Source organism: Luteibacter sp. P4_D7_3, from assembly GCF_056401735.1.
Genome location: NZ_JBFUIT010000044.1, coordinates 1 through 20,039, shown reverse-complemented (window position 1 = coordinate 20,039; position 20,039 = coordinate 1). Strand labels below are relative to the sequence as shown.

Genomic DNA, 20,039 nt, shown 5'->3' with positions numbered 1-20,039 from the left:
CGCCTCGAGGGTGGACACCAAGGTCTCTCACGACGATACGGTCAGCGGGAAGGAGAGCCGTTGGCGTGGGTGTGGCCGCCCAAGCGGACCATTACGGCGGTCGTGCAGATACGTCATTTCCGGCGCGGCGAGCGTTTTCCTCGCCGCTGCGCTGACTCGCGGACGATCTCGGCGCTGGGGTCGACCGTTTGGCGATGCCGACGAGCCGTCAGCCGGAGCGGCGTTGCCTCGCCGGCTCGGCCCGCACGAACCTCAGGGATGGGAAGAGYCTTCGGTGCCCACCCTCGAGGCGAGTTCCGCACAAGTGGAGCGGCCGCAGGCCAATAAGAACATGGTCCGCGCAGCGGACTTTCCGGTACGAAACGCGGAGGACRTGTCTGAGCAGCGAGGGTGGGCACCGAAGGCTCTGCGCCGCTACGTCCGCGCCCGCCGCGGCGAACGCCGCTGGTTACATGGGGCGCGTAGCGACCGGCCTTTCGCCGATGAATCGGCTCCTACATTTGTTTATTCACATAGCTGTAACAACGTTGTGCGCGTTAAACTAAGCCCGTTTTGCCCCACACAAACTGGAGATTCCCCATGAGCACCCCGCTGAAGAACCGCCGCATCCTGCTCAAGCTCTCCGGTGAAGCCCTTATGGGAGCAGAGGACTACGGCATCGATCCCAAGGTGATCGGTGGGCTGGCCAAGGAAATTCTCGAAGTGCGTGACGCCGGCGCGCAGATCGGCGTCGTTATCGGAGGCGGCAACATCTTCCGTGGCGCGGGTCTGGCCGCCGCCGGGATGGATCGCGTCACCGGCGACCACATGGGCATGCTGGCGACCGTCATGAACGCTCTGGCCATGCAGGACGCCATCGAAAAGCTCGGTGGCGAAGCACGCACCATGAGCGCCATCAAGATCAACGAAGTCTGCGAAGACTTCATCCGTCGTCGCGCCATCCGCCACCTCGAAAAGGGCCGCGTCGCGCTGTTCGCCGCCGGCATCGGCAACCCCTTCTTCACCACCGACTCCGCCGCCGCCCTGCGTGCCGTGGAAGTCGGCGCCGATCTGTTGCTCAAGGCCACCAAGGTGGACGGCATCTATTCGGCCGATCCGAAGCGTGACCCGACCGCCACCCGCTACGACCACCTCACCTACAACCAGGTGATCGAGCGCCGCCTCGAAGTGATGGACACCGCGGCGATTGCGTTGTGCCGCGAAAACAAGCTGCCCCTGCGTATCTACGACATGACCCAGCCCGGCAACCTCATGAAGATCATGAAGGGTGAGCAGGTCGGTACGCTCGTCGACGCGGGCTGAGGCTGACGGGCCTCCCGGAGGCCCTTGGCGCGCTGCGGCACGGCCGTACGGCCCGCGCTGCTATACTCGTCTGCTGACCTGATCCACCGGAATCCCGCCCATGATCAACGACATCAAAGCCGATGCCCAGACCCGCATGGGCAAGAGCATCGAGTCCCTCAAGCACGACCTGAAGACGATTCGCACCGGTCGCGCGAATGCGTCCATCCTCGACAATATCGTCGTGCCCTATTACGGCACTCCGACGCCGCTGTCCCAGGTGGCCAACGTGTCCACGCCGGATGCCCGCTCACTGTCCATCAAGCCGTTCGACAAGGCGATGGTCGGACCGATCGAGAAGGCCATCATGGCCTCCGATCTGGGCATCACGCCGACGACCATGGGCATGGACATCCGTCTCAACTTCCCGCCCCCGACCGAGGAGCGCCGCAGGGAGCTGGCCAAGACCGTGTCGAAGGAAGGCGAGGCTGCCAAGATCGCCATCCGCAACGTTCGTCGCGATGCCGTCCAGCACGTGGCCAAGCTGCTCAAGGACAAGACCGTTACGGAAGACGACCAGAAGCGCGCCGACGCCGACATCCAGACCCTCACGGACAAGTTCGTGAAGGAAGTGGACGACGTCGTCAAGGAAAAGGAAAAGGAGCTGATGGCGCTCTGACGCGCCATCGGATCAGCCGCCATGGCAGCCAAGCCCGACGCACGGGTTCCCCGTCACCTGGCCATCGTCATGGACGGAAACGGTCGCTGGGCGAAGCAACGGCTACGTCCGCGTACGTTCGGCCATCACGCCGGCCAGAAGGCGGTCAAGGAAGCGGTCGAGTTCTGCCTGCGCCGGGGTATCGCGTCGCTTACGCTGTTCGCCTTCTCCAGCGAGAACTGGAATCGCCCGGCGACCGAGGTCTCGGCGCTTATGGAACTGTTTCTCAAGGCGATCGACAAGGAAGTCGACGAGCTGCACACCAACGGTGTCCGCATCCGCTTCGTCGGCGACCTCGACGCGTTCGCTCCCGAACTGCGCGCGCGCATGCTGGGTGCCATGGACCGCACGTCCGGCAACACTGCCCTGAACATGAACGTCGCCGTGAATTACGGCGGCCGCTGGGACATCGCCAACGCCGCGCGCCTCGCCATGGAAGCGATTGCCCGGGGTGAATTCGCCGCGGCCGAACTGGACGAAGCGCGACTCCATCGTTACACCTGTCTCGCCGATCAACCGCCGCTCGACCTGTTCATCCGCACGGGCGGTGAGCACCGGGTCAGCAACTTCCTGCTCTGGCAGCTTGCCTATGCCGAGCTCTATTTCACCGACACCCTGTGGCCCGACGTCGACCAGGCCTGCCTCTCCGAGGCTCTCGACGACTATGCCCGCCGCGAGCGCCGCTACGGCCGCACCGGTGAGCAGGTCGCCACGGGTTAACGCCGGAAACTCATGCTCAAGCAACGTATCCTCACTGCCGCCGTCCTCATTCCGGTCGTCCTGGCGCTGATCCTCCTGCCGCCTACCGGCTTCTTCGCGGCACTCATCGCGATCGTCTTCGTGGGCGCCGCCTGGGAGTGGAGCCAGCTCGCCGGAAGCCGCACCGCGGTCGGCCAGGGCATCGTCGCGGCCGTCGCCGCCGTCATGCTGCTCGCCCTCCTTCTCGTGTGGACGCCGGGGCTGCTCACCGCACTGACCCTCGCCGGCGTGGCCTGGTGGATCGGCTGCTGCTTCTGGTTGCGTAATTTCACTTTCGCCGCCGCTCCCAACGCCGAAAACCGCATGCTCAAGCTGGGCGTGGGCGTCCTGGTCATCGTACCGACCCTGGCCGCGGCCATGGCGATGCACGCAAGCGATCACGGCCACTGGTGGACGCTCCTGGGGCTGGTCATCGTCTGGTTCGCCGATACCGGCGCCTATTTCAGCGGCCGCTATTTCGGTCGGCGCAAACTGGCGCCGCGCATCAGCCCGGGAAAGACCTGGGCCGGTGTCTACGGCGCCATCGTCGCCGGTTCGTTCATCACGGTGCTGGGCGGCTACCTGATCGGCGTGCGCGAGACCTCGCAGCTTGTCGGGCTCGCCGTACTCGGCGTGGTGACCGTCGGTTTTTCCGTGGTCGGCGACCTGTTCGAGAGCCTGATGAAGCGCCATGCAGCCGTAAAGGACTCCGGCAGCCTGTTCCCGGGGCACGGCGGCCTGCTCGACCGCCTCGACAGCGTGTTCGCCGCCCTGCCGGTCTTCGCGGCGGGCAAAATGTTGCTGGGCCTGTAGCCATGGCTATTCGTCAGGTTGCGGTCCTCGGCGCCACCGGTTCCATCGGCGGCAGCACGCTCGATGTCATCGCCCGCCACCCCGACCGTTTCCGCGCCAGCGTGCTCGTGGCCAACCAGAGCAGCGAGGCATTGGCGGCGCTGTGCGAACGCTTTCGCCCCGACCTCGCGATCGTTGCCGACCCGGGCATGGAGGCCGACCTCGTCCGTCGACTTGCCGCCGCCGGCGTGCGTTGCGACGTCGCCTCGGGCGCCGACGCCGTCACGGCCGCAGCCGCCGGCCCGCTGTGCGACACCGTGGTAGCCGCTATCGTCGGTGCGGCCGGGCTCGACTCGACCTTCGCTGCCGCGCGTACCGGCAAGCGCCTCCTGCTGGCAAACAAGGAATCCATCGTCATGGGCGGCGCCTTGCTGCTCGAGGCCCTGCGGCAGGGCGGTGGCGAGCTCTTTCCGGTCGATTCCGAACACAACGCGATCTTCCAGTGCCTGCCCGGCGGCCGGCCCGATCTCGCCCGGGCCGGGGTTCGGCGCCTGGTGCTGACCGCTTCCGGTGGGCCGTTCCGCGGCCGCACGCGCGCCGATCTCGGCACGATCACCCCCGACGAAGCCTGCGCCCATCCGAAGTGGTCGATGGGCCGGAAAATCTCGGTCGACTCGGCCACGCTGATGAACAAGGGACTCGAAGTCATCGAGGCACACCATCTGTTCGCGGCGCCGGTCGACCGCATCGAGGTCGTGGTCCATCCGCAGAGCCTGATCCACTCGATGGTCGACTACATCGACGGATCCATGCTGGCCCAGCTTGGCAATCCGGATATGCGCACGGCCATCTCCTGCGCGTTGGCGTGGCCGGAGCGCATCGACGCCGGGGTCGCCCCGCTGGATCTGGCCGCACATGCCCGGCTGGACTTCGAAAAGCCCGACACCGATACCTTTCGCTGCCTCGCGCTGGCCTTCCAGGCGCTGCGGGCGGGTGGCGATGCCACCACGATCCTGAACGCGGCCAACGAAATTGCCGTGGGTGCGTTCCTTGCCGGGACCCTGCCGTTCCTGGGCATCGCCGAACTCGTCGAACGGGTTCTTGAGGAACTGCCGGCCGAACCCGTGGTCGATGTCCAGACCCTTGTAGAGCGCGACGCTGCCGCCAGGCGGTCGGCGCGGGACGTTCTGCACCGCGCTTACTGCTAAACTCGCTCTACCCAACGACTTTTTTTCGAGACCCTCCCTCTCCGATGAGCCCCTTCCTAGGTTCCGTGTTCTGGCTACTGGTGACGCTTGGCGTGCTGGTGACCTTCCACGAATTCGGCCATTACTGGGTCGCGCGCCGCTGCGGCGTGCGCGTACTCCGCTTCTCGGTCGGCTTTGGCCGCCCGCTGTGGCGCCGCGTGGCAAAGGACGGCACCGAGTACCAGGTGGCCGCCATCCCACTGGGCGGCTACGTGAAGATGCTCGACGCCCGCGAAGGCGAGGTCGATCCCTCCGAGCGCGGCCAGGAGTTCACCGGCAAGTCGGTCTGGAAGCGGATCGCCATCGTTGCGGCCGGCCCGGCCTTCAACCTTATTTTTACCGTCGCCGCCTTCTGGGCGATGTACATGATCGGCAAGCCGGACGTGGCGCCCATCGTCAACGCGACGCCGGGTACGATCGCCGCGCAGGCCGGCATCCGGCCTGGCGACCGCCTTATCGCCATGAACGGCGAGYCTGTGGCCACCGGCAGTGACGCCTTCGACGTGCTCGCCAACGGGTTGCTCGGCAACGAGCCGATGCCCGTGCGGGTGAAAGGCACCGACGGTAGCCAGCGGGACGTCGTCCTGCCCCTGCAGAACCTCACCGCCGAAGGCGACATCGGCAAGAAATTCGCCCAGCTCGGCCTGACCCTGCAGACCACGCCCTTCGTCGGCGATGTTGTCCCAGGCGATCCCGCGGCCCTCGCAGGCATTCGTGCCGGCGATCGCATCGTCAGCGTCAACGGAAAGCCCGTGGCGGACTTCGACGCCTTCACGAAGCTGGTGCCGGAGCAGGCCGTCGTCTCGCCGAAGCTCGCCGTGGCCATCGAGCGCGACGGCACGACGCGAACCCTCGACATCACCGCCCGGATGAAGTCCGAGCGCGGCCAGCCCACCCGCTGGATGATCGGCATCGGCGCGCGCCCGCCGGAAACGGCCACGCTGCGCTATGGTCCCGTGCGCGCCTTCAGCGAATCGCTGCAGACGACCTGGAACGGCACCGTTTCCACCTTCAACCTGATCGGCAAGATGCTCTCCGGGCAGGCTTCGACCAAGAACCTGTCGGGCGTCATCGGCATTGCCCAGGTCGCCAACGATTCGGCCAACCGCGGCCTGGGGTGGTTCCTGAACTTCCTCGGCCTGGTATCGCTGAGCCTGGCCATCCTTAACCTGTTGCCCATCCCGGTCTTGGACGGTGGACACCTGCTGTATTACCTTATCGAGTTGGTCAAAGGCAGCCCGGTCAGCGAACGCACCATGATCGCCGGCCAGTACGTCGGGCTCGCCCTGCTGTTCACGCTGATGGGGCTGGCGTTTTTCAACGACATCCAGCGAATGATCGTCTCGTGACGAGGCATCCGTATTACCCCGGCCCTGGGCGCTCGCGCGTCCATGGCCAGACGACGCCGGGCATGAGCCCTGCGCGTGCTCCTATTCGGTCGCCGGCCTCGTCCGCCGGCTTCTGGTCTTAACTCAACGGAATCGACGATGAAGCGTATCGCCGCCCTGATCCTGCTCGCCTCCCTGTCTGCCAATGCGCTTGCTTTTGAGCCGTTCGTCGTCTCCGATATCCGTATCGACGGTCTCACCCGCATTGCCCAGGGCACGGTGCTGAGCTATCTGCCGATCGAGAAGGGCGAGTCCTTGACCGACGAGAAAGCCCAGGCCGCCATTCGCGCCCTGTACCAGACAAAATTCTTCAGCGACGTGGAAATTGAACGCCAGGGCGACATCCTGGTGATCAAGGTCACCGAGCGTCCGGCCATCGCCAAGCTCACGCTTCGCGGCAACAAGGACATCAAGGAAGACGACCTGCGCAAGGGTCTGAAGGAGATCGGTCTGTCCGAAGGTGAAACCTTCGACCGCCTCTCCCTCGACCGCGTCCAGCAGGAACTCATCCGCCAGTATTACAACCGCGGCAAGTACAACGTGTCGGTCATCCCGCACGTCACGCCGCTGGACCGTAATCGCGTGGCCATCGACATCGAAATCCGCGAAGGCAAGGCGGCGAAGATCAAGGAGATCAACGTCGTCGGCAACAAGGCCTTCACCGACAAGGCCATCCGCGATGGCTTCGAATCGAACACGTCCAACTGGCTGTCCTGGTATTCCAAGGACGACCAGTACTCCCGCGAAAAGCTCTCCGGCGATCTGGAGAAGCTCAGCAACTACTACATGAATCGCGGCTACGCCGACTTCGGTGTCGACTCCACCCAGGTGGCGATCAGCCCGGACAAGCGCGCGATGTACATCGACGCGAGCGTCAAGGAAGGCGAGGTCTACACCGTCTCCGACGTCCATCTGCTCGGCGAGCTGATCCTGCCGGAAGACACCCTGCGCAAGCTGGTGTACATCCACAAGGGCGACACCTTCAACCGTGCCGCCATCGAGGCCAGCACTGACGCGATCAAGGCCATCCTCGCCAACATCGGCTACGCCTTCGCCAAGGTGACGCCGGTGCCGAAGCTGGACAAGGACAAGCGCACCGCCGACCTCACGCTCTTCATCGAGCCGGGCAAGCGCGTTTACGTGCGCCGCGTGGTCTTCCAGGGCAATACCCGCACGGAAGACGAGGTCCTGCGTCGTGAAATGCGCCAGCTCGAGGGCGCCTGGTACTCGCAGGGTGCGATCGACCGCTCGAAGACGCGCCTGCAGCGCCTCGGTTACTTCAAGACCGTCGACATCGACAAGGCGCTCGTGCCGGGTACCGTCGACCAGGTCGACCTGACCGCGAAGGTCGAGGAACAGTCGGCGGGTTCGCTGATGTTCGGCGTGGGCTACTCGCAGTACTCGGGCATCATCCTGTCGGCCTCGGTCTCGCAGAACAACTTCCTGGGTACGGGTGACCGCTTCTCCATCGGCGCGGAAACCAGCACGTACTACAAGCGCATCAATGCGAGCTACACGAATCCGTACCTCACCGATTCAGGCGTGCAGATCGGCTACAACGTCGGCTACAGCAAGCTGGATTACGGCGACACCGACCTGGCGAACTACACGTACAGCACCAAATCGTTCCAGACGACGCTGTCGATCCCGATCTCCGACTTCGATTCGCTGACCACCAGCCTCGGCGTCAGCTCGAACCTGATCAACACCTCCGTGTACACGCCAGGCCAGCTGGTGGCGTACCAGAATGCCGTCGGTAACAAGACGATCCACTCGTGGACATCGAGCCTGGGCTTTACGCACGACACACGTAACAGCTATTGGGCCCCGACCCGCGGCGGCCAGCTGACGCTGTCGGTCGATGGCGCACTGCCCGGTTCCACCGTGCAGTACTACAAGATCTTCGGCGAAGCCAACCACTATTGGCCGATCGGCAAGGGCTTCGTGCTCTATCTCGACGGTCAGGTCGGCTACGGCAAGACCTATGGCCAGACGTACGACCACGATGGTTACGCCTACAACCCGAACGACCCGAACAACCCGACCCTGATCTACTCCAAGGGCGAAAAGGTAGCCTTCCCGTTCTGGGAGAACTACTACGCCGGTGGTGTTCGTGACGTCCGTGGCTTCCAGGACAACACCCTGGGTCCCCGTCTCTGCGATGGCACCAGCACGAACGTGGGCGGCAAGCCCGACAAGAACGGCAATTGCAACGGCTACTACAGCTATGGCCAGCCGGTCGGTGGCGCCTTCAAGACCCTCGGCACGGCGCAAATGTTCCTGCCGCTGCCCTTCCTGAAGGACATCAACACCGCTCGCGTATCCTGGTTCGTCGACGTCGGCAACGTGTATTCGTCGTACTCGGCATTCAAGGCCAGCGACCTGCGCGCTTCGACGGGTCTCTCGCTGCAGTGGCAGGCGCCGATCGGTCCGCTGATCATCAACTTCGCCGTGCCGTTCCGTAAGCAGTCCGACGACGGCCGCTTTGTCGAGCGCATTCAGTTCACCTTCGGCAGCCAGCTCTAAGGCTTACAAGTCGCTAGAATCGAGGGGTGGTGCGGCTCCGGCCCACCACCCCTTTTTTATGGAGTGCCCCGTGAGCGGAAATCCGCAATACACCCTGGCCGAGCTGGCTGAACGTTTCGGCCTCGAAGCCCACGGCGATCCCGCCACGGTCGTGGATGGCGTCGGCACCTTGTCCGCAGCCACCGCATCTCAGTTCACTTTCCTGTCGAATCCGAAGTACACCTCGCAACTGGCCGAATCACAGGCCGGCATCGTCGTGCTCGCCGAGGAGGCTCTTGCCCTGCGCAAGGGTGCGGCACTCGTCGCGAAGGATCCCTACGTCGCCTACGCGAGAATCGCCGCACTGTTCGAGCGTGTCGCCGCCGCACCGCGTGGCATCCATCCCAGCGCCGTCGTTTCACCGTCCGCGCGCGTGCACCCCACGGCCAGCGTCGGCCCGTGCTGCGTCGTGGACGAAGGTGCCGTGATCGAGGAAGGCGCCATCCTTGGACCTCATTGCGCCATCGGGCCGGGGTGCGTGGTCGGTGCAAACTCGCGGCTGGTCGGCCGGGTGACCCTGGTCATCCGTGTCACGCTCGGCAAGCGAGTACTGGTTCACCCGGGCGCCGTCATCGGGTCCGACGGCTTCGGCCTGGCCTTCGACCGCGACCATTGGGTAAAACTGCCCCAGCTGGGTGGCGTGCGCATCGGCGACGATTGCGAAATCGGCGCCAACACCACCATCGACCGCGGTGCGCTCGACGATACCGTGCTCGAGGAGGATGTCCGCCTCGACAACCAGATCCAGATTGCGCACAACGTGCACATCGGCGCCCATACGGCCATGGCGGGCTGCTCCGCCGTCGCCGGTAGCGCGAAAATCGGTCGCTACTGCCTCATCGGTGGCAACGCCGGGGTCCTCGGCCACCTCGAACTGGCCGACCGGGTTACCATCACGGCGAAAAGCCTGGTCACCGCATCGATCAGGGAACCGGGCGAATATTCATCCGGCACACCGCTGCAGGACAACCGCCAGTGGCGGCGCAATGCGGCACGCTTCAAACATCTCGACGAGTACGCGCGCCGTCTGTCGGCGCTGGAAAAGGAAAAAGGGCAATGACCGATACGAATGCTGCCGTGAAGCTGCCGGTGGATGTGGAGCAAATCCAGCGGCTGCTGCCGCACCGCTACCCGTTCCTGCTGGTAGACCGGGTGATCGAACTCGATCCGGGCAAGAGCATCGCAGCGATCAAGAACGTCACGATCAACGAACCCTTCTTCCAGGGCCACTTCCCGGGCCACCCGGTCATGCCGGGCGTGCTGATCGTCGAAGCCATGGCGCAGACCGCCGGCCTTCTTACCCAGCTCACCAGCCAGATCGAAGGCCAGGGCGGCAGCCCGCTGTTCTATCTGGTCAAGGTCGACAACGCCCGCTTCTCGGCCGTCGTCGCGCCGGGCGACCAGCTCCGCCTGGAGGTATCGCTCAAGCGTCTCCTTCGTGGCATGGGCCTGTTCGAGGCCAGGGCTCTGGTGGATGGCAAGACGGTCGCCTCCTGCGAGCTCATGTGCGCCGCCAGGAGCGATAAATGATCCACCCCACCGCGCAGATCGATCCATCCGCGCGCATCGCGGACAACGTCAGCATCGGGGCGTTCTGCGTCATCGGTGCCGACGTCGTCATTGGCGAAGGCACGACTGTCGGTCCGCACGTGGTGATCGAAGGGCCGACCACCATCGGCCGCGACAACCGCATCTCTCAATTCGCCTCCATCGGTGGTCCGCCGCAGGACAAGAAATGGCAAGGTGAACGCACCGAAGTCGTCATCGGCGACCGCAACCTCATCCGCGAGTTCGTCACGATCAATCGCGGTACGGGCGACGGCGGTGGCGTCACGCGCATCGGTAACGACAACTGGCTGCTCGCCTACGTGCACATCGCACACGACTGCCAGGTCGGCAACAACGTGGTTTTCTCGAACTACTCCGCACTCGCCGGTCATGCCGAGATCGGCGACTGGACGATCATGTCGGGCTATTCCGGCGTGCATCAGTTCTGCAAGGTCGGCGCTCACGCTTTCATCGGCATGGGCTGCCTGGTCGGCTCCGATGTACCACCGTTCGTGATGATGGCGAACGAAACGCGCGGTCGTCCGCGCGGCATCAACAGCGAAGGGCTGAAGCGCCGCGGATTCGACACCGCCCGCATCGCTGCCATCAAGCGGGCCTACCGCACGCTGTACATGGGCGGCCTGCCGCTGGCCGAGGCACGCGAACAGCTGCTCGCGCAGGCGGAGACCAGCGAGGATGTGCGCCAGATGCTCGAGTTCCTCGACCGCAGCGAGCGCGCGCTCGCCCGCTGACGTCATGCAGCCGACCCCGCCTTCCCCTGCCCTGCCGACGATCGCCCTGATCGCTGGCGAGGATTCCGGCGACCAACTCGGCGCGGACCTCATCGATGCCCTGCGCGAGCGATTTCCCGCCGCGCGCTTCGTGGGCATTGGCGGACCGCGCATGACGGCGCGTGGCTTCGAGTCCTGGTTCGACATCCGCGAACTGTCCGTCATGGGCTTTGCCGAAGTGGTCAAGCACCTCCCGCGCCTGCTGCGCCTGCGCAAGGCGCTTCTTCGCAAGCTTCTGGCAGCGCACCCCGACATCACCGTCGGTATCGATGCACCCGACTTCAACCTCGGCGTTGAGCGCAAGCTCAAGGCTGCCGGCTTGCACACGATCCACTATGTCAGTCCATCCGTATGGGCGTGGCGCGAGAAGCGCGCGGAGAAGATTGGTCACTCCGCCGATCGCGTGCTCTGCCTGTTCCCCATGGAGCCGCCGATCTACGCGAAGCACGGCATCGACGCGCGCTTCGTCGGTCACCCCCTCGCCGATCGTTTCCCGATGGTATCCGACCGGGCCGCGCCTCGTGATGCGCTCGGCCTGCCACAGGATGCACCGGTCCTTGCCGTCCTGCCCGGTAGCCGGCCGAGCGAAATCGAACGTGTCGGCGCCATCTTCATCGCGGCAGCCAAGCGCGTTGCCACGGCGATGCCGGGCCTGCGCATCGTGGTGCCTGCCGCGAACGAGCGCGTTCATGCGCGACTGAAAGCCCTGCTGGCGGACTTCCCGGGCACACCGCCCCTGCTGATCGATGGCCACGCCCACGAGGTCATGCTCGCCGCCGATGTCGTCCTGCTCGCCTCGGGCACGGCGACCCTCGAAGCCATGCTGGCCAAGCGGCCGATGGTGGTCGGCTACCGCGTCTCGCCCACCAGCTATCGCATCGCCAAGGCGCTGCGCATGCTCAAGACCGACGTCTACAGCCTGCCGAACATCCTGGCCCGTGCCTGCGGGTTGGGCCGGCGCCTGCTCGTCCCCGAATTCATGCAGGACGATTGCACGGCGGAAAATCTGGCCGATGCCACCCTGGCTCTGCTGGGTGACAGCGAGCGTCGCGGTGCCGTGGTGGCCGCGTTCGAATATCTGCACCAGGAGCTGCGCGGGGGCCTCGAGGGCCGCGCGGCGGATCACGCCGCTGACGCCGTCGCCGAACTGATGTCCTCCGCTGCCTTGCCGGCCGCCGGGCGTCAGGCCTAGGCTGCGTCCATGCCCCGCAAGCGCAATGTCAGCAGCCAGCTCAGCCGGGACCTTATCGTCGCCGGCGTGGACGAGGCCGGTCGCGGCCCACTTGCCGGACCCGTGGTGGTCGCCGCCGTCATCCTCGACCCGGTCCGGCCGATCCGCGGCCTCAACGACTCCAAACAGCTTTCCGAGGACGTACGCGAGAAGCTTTATGGCCGTATCGTCGAGCGCGCGCTGGCCTGGACCGTGATCTTTGTCGAGCGCGAGGAAATCGACCGGATAAACATCTTCCAGGCGACGATGGTGGGCATGACCCGTTCGTTGATGGGGCTTTCCCTGGCACCCCAAATAGCCCTGATCGACGGCAACCGCCTGCCGCGCACGCTGCCCTGCGAGGGCCGCGCCGTCATTGGCGGCGACGCCACCGAGCCGGCGATCAGTGCCGCCTCGATCCTCGCCAAGGTCAGCCGCGACCGTCACATGCGTGCCCTCGATGCCGAGCACCCGGGCTACGGCTTCGCCAGGCACAAGGGCTACGGCGTTCCAGAGCATCTGGATGCCCTGGGCCGGCTCGGCCCCTGCGCCGCCCACCGGCGGAGCTTTGCGCCAGTCAGGCGATGGTTCGAGCCCGAGAGCGACGTCATCGGCGACCTGTTCGCCCCGGCCGTCTGAGCCCCCGGGACAAATCCGGCCTAAAGTCGACATTGAACCTGCCGATACGAAGGTTACGCGCCCTCACCAAGTGCGAGCCTTTCCCTATCGACGACAGGTAACACCCATGAAGAAGATCGCCATCGCCGCCGCGCTGTTTCTCGCCGCTCCGCTGTCCGCCCAGGCCGCCTGCGCCGCCAAGGATTTCACCATCGACGGCTTCGCCGTGAAGGTGCAGCAGGGCTCGGGCCAGCCGCGCTTCAGCATGAAGGGCAACCTCGTCAACAAGTGCCCCGAGGCCGCCGCAGCGCAGATCCRCATCGACGCCAAGGATTCGACCGGCAAGGTCATCGCCAGCAAGCAGGGTTGGCCGGCCGGTACCTCCAACATCGAGCCGGGCAAGAGCGTCGATTTCGACCTCGGCCGCCTCTTCCGGTACTCGGCGGATATGTCGGACTACACCGTGGTCGTGACCGACGTGAAGGCCTGGTAAGAAGTCAGATCGGGATCCACGAGACCCGCTCGCCGGGGGCGAAAGCCTCCGCGCGAGAGGGTAGCCAGACCAGCGCATGCGCCGAGGCAAGGTTGCTCAGCATGTGCGAGTCCTGGTGGGGCAGCGCCTGCAGCATGACCACGCCGTCCTCGTTCCGTAGCCGCATCCGTACCAGTCGGTCGCGCTCCGCATCCGCGTCGACGGGCGCACCGAGGACACCTCGGCGCCATTTGGGCTGATCCGCCGTCTCACCTTCAAGGTGACCAAGCACGGCACGCGCATGGACGGCCAGACACACCAGCACGGCGGCCGGGTTGCCGGGCATGCCAAGTAGCACCTTGCCCTCGCGCATGCCGAACCACAGCGGTTTTCCGGGCTTCTGCGCCACCTTCCAGAACACCTTGCGCACGCCGAGATGATCGGCAACCGCCGGCACGAAGTCGCGATCGCCGACGGAGACGCCACCGCTGGTCACAATGAGGTCGGCACTGTCGAGCGCCGCGCTCAGGGCTTCTTCGAGCGCCATCTCGTCGTCGCGTACATAGGCCACCACCGGCTCGCCATAGCCGTTTTCGACGAACCACGCGCGAAGCAGCGGCCCGTTGGCGTCGTAGACCATGCCGGGCGCCAGGGGCTCACCCGCGCGCACGACTTCATCGCCAGTAACGAGAACCGCGACCCGGGGGCGGCGGTAAACCTCGACACTTTCAATACCCGCCATGGCGAAAGCCGCGACGAGACCGGCCGTCACTCGCTGCCCGGCGTTCGCGATGATGCTGCCGGCCGCGAGCTCCTCGCCTTCGTAACGGATGGCTTCACCCTTTCGCACCGCCTCGGTAAGCACGATGCCGTTGCCCGTGCGTTCGACGATTTCCTGGCGCGCCACGGCATCCGCCCCGTCGGGGACCACGCCGCCGGTGAGGATCCGAACGGCCTGCCCCGATCCGACGATGACGTTGGCAGGATCGCCGGCTGCGGCCGTCCCGATCAGCGTCCGTTGCATCTGCCCATCGCTGGCAAGGAGGGCGTAGCCATCGACCGCGCTCTGGGTGAAACGTGGCAACGCGATGCGCGCCGTGGCCGCTTCGGCCAGCACGGCACCGAGGGCGAGTTCCAAAGGCAGGCGATGCGTCGGCAAGCGGCCTACCCACTGCCGATAGAGTTCGAACGTTTCCGTGATCGGCAGCAAGGCCATTCAGTGCGCCTCGCCGTAACCGCCCGGATGCTGCCCACCGGCACGGCCGGTTTCCAGCAGATGGATGAGCCCGGGCAACGTGGCCGAGAGCGACTCACTGGCGCCACCGCGACTACCCGGAAAGGTAAGGATCAGGCTGTCGCGGACGTAGCCGGCGACGCCACGCGACAGCATGGCGAACGGCATGCGCTGCTGACCGAAGGCGCGCGCGGTTTCCATGATGCCGGGGATCTCGACATCGAGCATCGGCTTGACGGTATCGACGGTGATGTCGTGTGGCCCGAGGCCCGTCCCGCCCACGGTGATGATCATGGCCGTACCGGCAGCGATGAGGGAACCGAGAAGGTCACCCAGTATGGCCGCGTCGTCGGGGATCACGGCGTACTCCACAGGGCCGAAGTTGGCCGCGACGAGGGCGTCACGCACCCAGGCTCCCGCGGTGTCGGCCTTGGCCCCACTGGCCACGGTGTCGGACAGGACCACCACCGCAGCGCTGCGCGCCACCGACAACGTCCGCTTGAAGTGTGACTTGCCGCCGGTCTTTCGCTCCAGGCGACAGTCTTCGATGTGCAGTTCGTCCGGCTCGCAGTACGGCTTGAGCATGTCGTAGAGCGTGAGCGCGGCAAGGCTGGCCGCCGTCAACGCTTCCATCTCGACACCCGTGGGTCCGATCGTCTGCACCTCGGCCATGACCCGCACCGATGTGTCGGCCAGTTCATAGGTAACCTCGGCGCGGTGGATCGGCAAGGGGTGGCACAGCGGAATGAGTTCATCCGTTCGCTTGGCCGCGAGGATGCCAGCGACGCGCGCCGTCTTCAGTGGATCGCCTTTCTCGGTATCTCCGCTGCGTAGCAGCTCGATGCAGTGGGCAGGCGCGTGCAGGGTGGCGGTGGCGCGGGCAACACGAAGGGAATCCGGCTTCTGGCTGACGTCTTTCATCCGTGGCTCGTATGCGAATGGTGGCGATGCGACGGCGGCGGCGTCTCGTCGAGGTCGTCGCGAATGCAACATCCTTCGACGAAGGCGCTGCTGCCGTCGGTATAGAATTCTTCTTTCCAGATTGGCGCGCCGTGCTTCACGGCATCGACGGCATAGCGGCAGGCGTCGAAAGCTTCCGCCCGGTGTGGGGCGCGAACCACGCAGACGATCGCGATATCGCCGATCGACAGATCGCCGAGGCGATGCACGACGCGCACGTAGGGCACGCCATACTTCTCGCGCGTCGCCGCCTCCACCTCGCGAATGATCTTCGCCGCGAGCGGTTCATGGGCGGTGTATTTCAGATGCCGCACCGAACGCCCTTCGTGGTGATCGCGCACCGTGCCGACGAACAGCGCCAGGCCGCCACACTCCGGGTGGGCGTCCAGTTCAAGCAGGGGCTCCACGGTCACCGCATCGTGGGAAAGCACCGTACGTTCCATGTTCAACCTCCCGCCACGGGTGGCAGTAGCGCAATGCGTCCATCGGCCGGCACGGGGTCCGCGCGACGCACGATGCTGTCTCCCGAGACGCAGGCGCAACGATCGAGTGCGGACGCCAGCTCGGGGTGTTCGCTTGCCAGCAGGGCCAGTGCGTCGGCCACGGTAAGTACGTCGTCGCGCGCTTCCACCTGGCACGTGCTCGCACCCGCCAGGCGTTCGAGATTGGCAAAAAGTTCGAAAGTAAGGGTTTTCATCCACCCATCGCATGCATGGTCAAAGGCCTGTCCACCGGACCCGGCCGGGACGCGTATCCCGCGTCCTTGAGCCAGACCGCCCGACGCACCTGCTCGGCGAGCACATCGTCGGCGATGCCCTCGCGCATGCGCGCGCCGAGCGGCGTACCGACCGGCGAGAACAGGCAGGTGAACAGTTCGCCCGTCGCCGTGATCCGGAGTCGGTCGCAGGTGGAGCAGAACGGATTCGACACGGTCGAGATGATGCCGAGCGGGTAATGTCCGTCGACGAGATAAGGCGTAGCGGGATCGTGTCCGCGCGGCTGCGTGGCCACTTCGTGGCGCTCGCGGATCGCAGCCAGCATCTCGGCCTCGGAAACCACGGCGTCGCGCTTCCAGTGACCGGGCGCGTCGAGCGGCATGTATTCGATGTAACGAAGAGGAAGCTTCCTGTCCATGGCCCATTCCAGCAGCGGCACGATGTCCTTCTCGTTGTCGCCACGGATGACGACGGCATTGAGCTTGACGTTGGCTCCCGCGGCGACCAGTGCATCGATACCATCGAGCACCGGGGCGATTTCGCGCAGGGTGAGGCGGCGGAACGTTTCCGGATCGACCGCGTCGAGGCTGACGTTGAAATCGTCCACGCCCGCCATGACCAGTTCCCGGGCCTTCGGCGCCATGCGAGACGCGTTGGTGGTCATCGACAGGCGACGGAGGCCGCGCTCGCGCAGGGCGTCGATATCGCGCACGCATTCCAAAACGTCACGACGTAACAGCGGTTCGCCGCCGGTCAGGCGGATCTGGTCGATGCCGTGATCCACGAACAGGCCCGCCAGGCGGACGACTTCCTCGCGCGCCAGCAGGCTGGCTTTCGGCAGCCAGTCGGGATGCTCGGGCATGCAGTACGTACAGCGGAAATTGCAGCGATCGGTGAGCGATATCCGCAGCTTGCGCTTGGTACGTCCGTGACGGTCGATGAGTGGGGACATGTCGCCTCAGGAAAGCACAATGCGCGTAAGCGGGGTGTATCCGGCCCCGCCGGGCTCTTCACGTGCAATCGTGCCAGACTTCGGGCATGAACGCCTTGAACCCTTCGATTGCGCCAGCCTGGCCAGCCTGGCCGGAATACGCGCTGGTCGAGGACCTGCTTCCCGCCGCCCGGGACTACGCGCACGCAGGCCGGGTGGCGCTGGCGACGCTGGTGAACATCGTGGGCCCGTCGCCCCGGCCGCTAAACAGCGAAATGATCATCGCCGCGGACGGTCGGGTCGCGGGTTATGTATCCGGCGGCTGCGTCGAGGCGGCGGTGGCCGAAGAGGCCGCGAGGGTGTTTGCCGAAGGCCGGCCGCGTCTGCTCGATTACGGCGTCGGCAGCCCGGTACTGGACATCCAGCTCAGCTGCGGCGGCCGGATCGGCATCTTCGTTCGTGAACTGCACGAGCCCTCGCGGTATGTGAATACCCTTGCCGTCGCGCGCCGGGAACGGCGGACGGTCACCGTCCTGTCGGATCGTGAGACCGGCGCATGGGACATCGTCGACGGCGCCTGCGACCCCGACGCGCAAAGCTATGCGCGTGTCCAACGGCCGCCGTTGCGCCTGGTCGCTATCGGTGGCGACCCGGTGACCCTGGCGGTCGCGCACCTTGCCCCGGTGCTCGGCGTCGAGGTCGTCCTGTTGCGACCGCATGGCCCGGTCGAGCCGCCGCCAGGCATTCCGCTTGCCGGATACGATTCGCGCAGCCTTTCCGTCGCCCTGGGTGAACTCGCGCTGGACGATCGCACGGCGGTCTACTCGCTGAGCCACGATGCCGAAATCGACCACGCCGTGGCCACCCATGCGCTGCATTCGCCCGCGTTCGCCGTGGGCATTCTCGGCAGTCGCAATAAGATCGGAGCGCGGGTCGAGCGCCTCAAGGATGAGGGGGTGGACGACGACGAACTGCAAAAGCTGCACCTGCCCGCCGGGCTACCCATCGGCGCACAGACGCCGCACGGCATTGCCTTTTCCATCCTCGCCCAGGTGTGCCAGCGCGACCGTGCGCGCCTGCCGTGATCGGTAAGCATGATGCAGTGATCCTGGCCGCAGGCGGCAGCCGGCGCCTGGGCCAGCCCAAGCAGCTGCTGACTGTCGCTGGCGAAACGCTGATCGCCCGAACGGCGCGACTGGTCGCGGCAACCCGCCCCGGCAAGACAGTGGCCATCCTGGGCGCACACGCCGAGCGTATGTGTGGCCAACTGGCCGGCGCCCTGGCCGTTTTCAATCCCGACTGGGACACGGGTATGGCCTCCTCGCTGCGCGTCGCCGCCGATGCGCTGACGGGGCGCACGAACCCGGTCCTCGTCGTGGTGGTCGACCAACTGGCGCTGGACGAAGCGCACCTGTGGCGGCTGCTCGCCATGCACGATGGATCGAGCGACACGGTCACCGCCTACGGCGAGGCCTTGGGCGTACCCGCCGTGATCCGCGCCGTCACACTGGCGCGTGCCATGGCACTCGAAGGCGACACGGGCTTTCGCGCCTTATGGCAGCACGCCACGCCTCAAGCGGTCCGTGACGACGCTTTCGCCAGCGATCTCGATACGGAAGCCGATGTCGCACGCGCCGTCGCGGACGGACAACTGGACCCACAACGGGGCCGAATGTAAACGCTTTGGCAAGCCCGCAAGGGCATACCGCGCCGCCGTATTCACGCCGCGATGCTTACAACCGTAGGGAACCCAGGCAGCGACGACCTTCGTCGCCCACCCACGGAGAACGGCATGCAGCCGAAAGCCCAGCCAACATCCGCGAGCGCGGCCCGACACGAAACGATGTCCGGCGGCGTTATGGCCCGACCTGCCGAACGCATTCCTGGCATCGACACGGTCAAGACCAGGCTGCGCATCAATGGTGCCGATCATGACCTCGATATGGACCCTCGCGTCACCTTGCTCGACGCGCTGCGCGAACACCTCGGCCTGACCGGCTCGAAGAAGGGCTGCGACCATGGCCAGTGCGGTGCTTGCACTGTGCTGGTCGAGGGCCGCCGGATCAATGCCTGCCTGACACTTGCCGTCATGCACGAGGGCGACGCGATCACCACGGTCGAAGGACTCGCGCGGGGTGACGTACTCAGCCCCCTGCAGGCCGCGTTCGTCAAACACGACGGTTTTCAGTGCGGCTATTGCACGCCGGGACAGCTTTGTTCCGCGACCGGCATGCTCGACGAGGTGCGCGCCGGATGGCCCAGCGTCGTGACGACAGACCTCGCCGCGACGACGGCCCTGACCGACGATGAGATCCGCGAACGCATGAGCGGCAATCTTTGCCGCTGCAGTGCCTATCCGAACATCGTCGCCGCGATCGCCGATGCCGCAGAGGGCACCGCATGAAACAGTTCACGTACGAACGTGCCACCTCGCCCGGCGACGCCGCACGAGCCGCTGTAACGCAGCGACGTWCCCGGTTCATCGCCGGTGGCACCAACCTCCTCGACCTGATGAAGCTGGACATCGAAACGCCCGAGCATCTGGTGGACATCAACCGGCTCGGTCTCGACACCGTCGAGGAGACGGCCGAGGGCGGTCTGCGCATCGGTGCGCTCGTGCGCAATAGCGATCTCGCCGCGGACAAACGCGTTCGCGAGCGGTATCCCGTGCTTTCGCGCGCCCTGCTCGCGGGCGCGTCGGGGCAGCTTCGCAACAAGGCCACGACCGGCGGCAACCTGTTGCAGCGTACGCGCTGCTACTACTTCTACGACACGTCGATGCCGTGCAATAAGCGCCATCCGGGCAGCGGTTGCGCGGCGATAGGTAGGT

Annotated in this window: 22 protein-coding genes; 17 read left to right on the top strand and 5 right to left on the bottom strand. The window is 65.7% G+C overall.

What is annotated here, in order from left to right; translation table 11 throughout:
• Nucleotides 1–579 precede the first annotated feature (579 nt).
• The 13 genes from pyrH to AC1DSN_RS06835 all read left to right on the top strand — a co-directional run bounded on the left by pyrH (nt 580) and on the right by AC1DSN_RS06835 (nt 13,389).
• Nucleotides 580–1,302 carry a UMP kinase gene (gene pyrH / locus AC1DSN_RS06895; protein ID WP_063574121.1) on the top strand — a complete coding sequence of 241 codons (723 nt, stop codon included), beginning with the start codon at nt 580–582 and terminating at the stop codon, nt 1,300–1,302.
• 100 nt (nt 1,303–1,402) lie between these two features.
• The gene (gene frr, locus AC1DSN_RS06890; protein ID WP_063574122.1) at nt 1,403–1,960 is read left to right on the top strand and encodes a ribosome recycling factor; all 558 of its coding nucleotides are present in this window, start codon (nt 1,403–1,405) and stop codon (nt 1,958–1,960) included.
• Nucleotides 1,961–1,981: 21 nt separating this feature from the next.
• Nucleotides 1,982–2,719, top strand: a complete 738-nt coding sequence (gene uppS, locus AC1DSN_RS06885) for a polyprenyl diphosphate synthase (protein WP_213948693.1) — start codon at nt 1,982–1,984, stop codon at nt 2,717–2,719.
• A 12-nt stretch (nt 2,720–2,731) separates the two neighbouring features.
• Nucleotides 2,732–3,550, top strand: coding sequence for a phosphatidate cytidylyltransferase (locus tag AC1DSN_RS06880; RefSeq protein ID WP_477294243.1), 819 nt, complete (start codon nt 2,732–2,734; stop codon nt 3,548–3,550).
• A gap of 8 nt (nt 3,551–3,558) precedes the next feature.
• Nucleotides 3,559–4,737, top strand: a complete 1,179-nt coding sequence (locus AC1DSN_RS06875) for a 1-deoxy-D-xylulose-5-phosphate reductoisomerase (RefSeq protein WP_477294248.1) — start codon at nt 3,559–3,561, stop codon at nt 4,735–4,737.
• Nucleotides 4,738–4,781: 44 nt separating this feature from the next.
• Complete coding sequence (gene rseP, locus AC1DSN_RS06870) at nt 4,782–6,125, top strand: RIP metalloprotease RseP (RefSeq protein ID WP_477330045.1); 1,344 nt, start codon at nt 4,782–4,784, stop codon at nt 6,123–6,125.
• 138 nt (nt 6,126–6,263) lie between these two features.
• Nucleotides 6,264–8,690: an outer membrane protein assembly factor BamA gene (bamA, locus tag AC1DSN_RS06865; RefSeq protein ID WP_477294239.1), complete on the top strand. Its 2,427-nt coding sequence runs from the start codon at nt 6,264–6,266 to the stop codon at nt 8,688–8,690.
• Between the two features lie 70 nt (nt 8,691–8,760).
• Complete coding sequence (gene lpxD, locus AC1DSN_RS06860; protein WP_477294237.1) at nt 8,761–9,789, top strand: UDP-3-O-(3-hydroxymyristoyl)glucosamine N-acyltransferase; 1,029 nt, start codon at nt 8,761–8,763, stop codon at nt 9,787–9,789.
• The gene (gene fabZ / locus AC1DSN_RS06855) at nt 9,786–10,259 is read left to right on the top strand and encodes a 3-hydroxyacyl-ACP dehydratase FabZ (protein ID WP_063573126.1); all 474 of its coding nucleotides are present in this window, start codon (nt 9,786–9,788) and stop codon (nt 10,257–10,259) included. Before lpxD ends, fabZ begins: the two co-directional genes overlap by 4 nt.
• Complete coding sequence (gene lpxA / locus AC1DSN_RS06850) at nt 10,256–11,029, top strand: acyl-ACP--UDP-N-acetylglucosamine O-acyltransferase (protein ID WP_477294233.1); 774 nt, start codon at nt 10,256–10,258, stop codon at nt 11,027–11,029. The genes fabZ and lpxA overlap by 4 nt, the downstream gene beginning before the upstream one ends.
• Nucleotides 11,030–11,033: 4 nt before the next feature.
• Nucleotides 11,034–12,260 carry a lipid-A-disaccharide synthase gene (gene lpxB / locus AC1DSN_RS06845; RefSeq protein WP_477294231.1) on the top strand — a complete coding sequence of 409 codons (1,227 nt, stop codon included), beginning with the start codon at nt 11,034–11,036 and terminating at the stop codon, nt 12,258–12,260.
• A 9-nt stretch (nt 12,261–12,269) separates the two neighbouring features.
• Nucleotides 12,270–12,917 (top strand): ribonuclease HII, encoded by a 648-nt coding sequence (gene rnhB / locus AC1DSN_RS06840; protein WP_477294229.1) that lies wholly within the window; start codon nt 12,270–12,272, stop codon nt 12,915–12,917.
• Between the two features lie 106 nt (nt 12,918–13,023).
• Nucleotides 13,024–13,389: a hypothetical protein gene (locus AC1DSN_RS06835; protein ID WP_477330043.1), complete on the top strand. Its 366-nt coding sequence runs from the start codon at nt 13,024–13,026 to the stop codon at nt 13,387–13,389.
• Nucleotides 13,390–13,393: 4 nt separating this feature from the next.
• On the opposite strand, the gene AC1DSN_RS06830 is transcribed toward AC1DSN_RS06835, so the two are convergent.
• Genes AC1DSN_RS06830 through moaA form a run of 5 tightly spaced genes read right to left on the bottom strand, consistent with a single transcriptional unit; the run spans nt 13,394 to nt 17,230 of the window.
• Entirely contained in the window at nt 13,394–14,584 is a 1,191-nt protein-coding gene (locus tag AC1DSN_RS06830) for a molybdopterin molybdotransferase MoeA (protein ID WP_477294227.1), read from the bottom strand.
• A complete protein-coding gene (gene moaCB / locus AC1DSN_RS06825; RefSeq protein WP_477294225.1) occupies nt 14,585–15,523 on the bottom strand; it encodes a bifunctional molybdenum cofactor biosynthesis protein MoaC/MoaB in 939 nt (312 codons plus the stop codon).
• Nucleotides 15,520–16,005, bottom strand: coding sequence for a molybdenum cofactor biosynthesis protein MoaE (locus AC1DSN_RS06820; protein ID WP_213948684.1), 486 nt, complete (start codon nt 16,003–16,005; stop codon nt 15,520–15,522). The genes moaCB and AC1DSN_RS06820 overlap by 4 nt, the downstream gene beginning before the upstream one ends.
• Nucleotides 16,006–16,007: 2 nt before the next feature.
• The gene (locus tag AC1DSN_RS06815) at nt 16,008–16,259 is read right to left on the bottom strand and encodes a MoaD/ThiS family protein (RefSeq protein WP_477294222.1); all 252 of its coding nucleotides are present in this window, start codon (nt 16,257–16,259) and stop codon (nt 16,008–16,010) included.
• Nucleotides 16,256–17,230 (bottom strand): GTP 3',8-cyclase MoaA, encoded by a 975-nt coding sequence (gene moaA / locus AC1DSN_RS06810; protein WP_477294220.1) that lies wholly within the window; start codon nt 17,228–17,230, stop codon nt 16,256–16,258. The genes AC1DSN_RS06815 and moaA overlap by 4 nt, the downstream gene beginning before the upstream one ends.
• Nucleotides 17,231–17,316: 86 nt before the next feature.
• On the opposite strand from moaA, the gene AC1DSN_RS06805 reads away from it, so the two are divergent.
• The 4 genes from AC1DSN_RS06805 to AC1DSN_RS06790 form a co-directional block, all read left to right on the top strand.
• Complete coding sequence (locus tag AC1DSN_RS06805) at nt 17,317–18,294, top strand: XdhC family protein (RefSeq protein WP_477294218.1); 978 nt, start codon at nt 17,317–17,319, stop codon at nt 18,292–18,294.
• Complete coding sequence (locus tag AC1DSN_RS06800) at nt 18,291–18,887, top strand: nucleotidyltransferase family protein (RefSeq protein ID WP_477294216.1); 597 nt, start codon at nt 18,291–18,293, stop codon at nt 18,885–18,887. The genes AC1DSN_RS06805 and AC1DSN_RS06800 overlap by 4 nt, the downstream gene beginning before the upstream one ends.
• 114 nt (nt 18,888–19,001) lie before the next feature.
• The gene (locus tag AC1DSN_RS06795; RefSeq protein WP_477294214.1) at nt 19,002–19,613 is read left to right on the top strand and encodes a 2Fe-2S iron-sulfur cluster-binding protein; all 612 of its coding nucleotides are present in this window, start codon (nt 19,002–19,004) and stop codon (nt 19,611–19,613) included.
• A partial coding sequence (locus AC1DSN_RS06790; RefSeq protein ID WP_477330041.1) for an FAD binding domain-containing protein occupies nt 19,610–20,039 on the top strand: 430 nt, incomplete at its 3' end. The genes AC1DSN_RS06795 and AC1DSN_RS06790, both read left to right, overlap by 4 nt.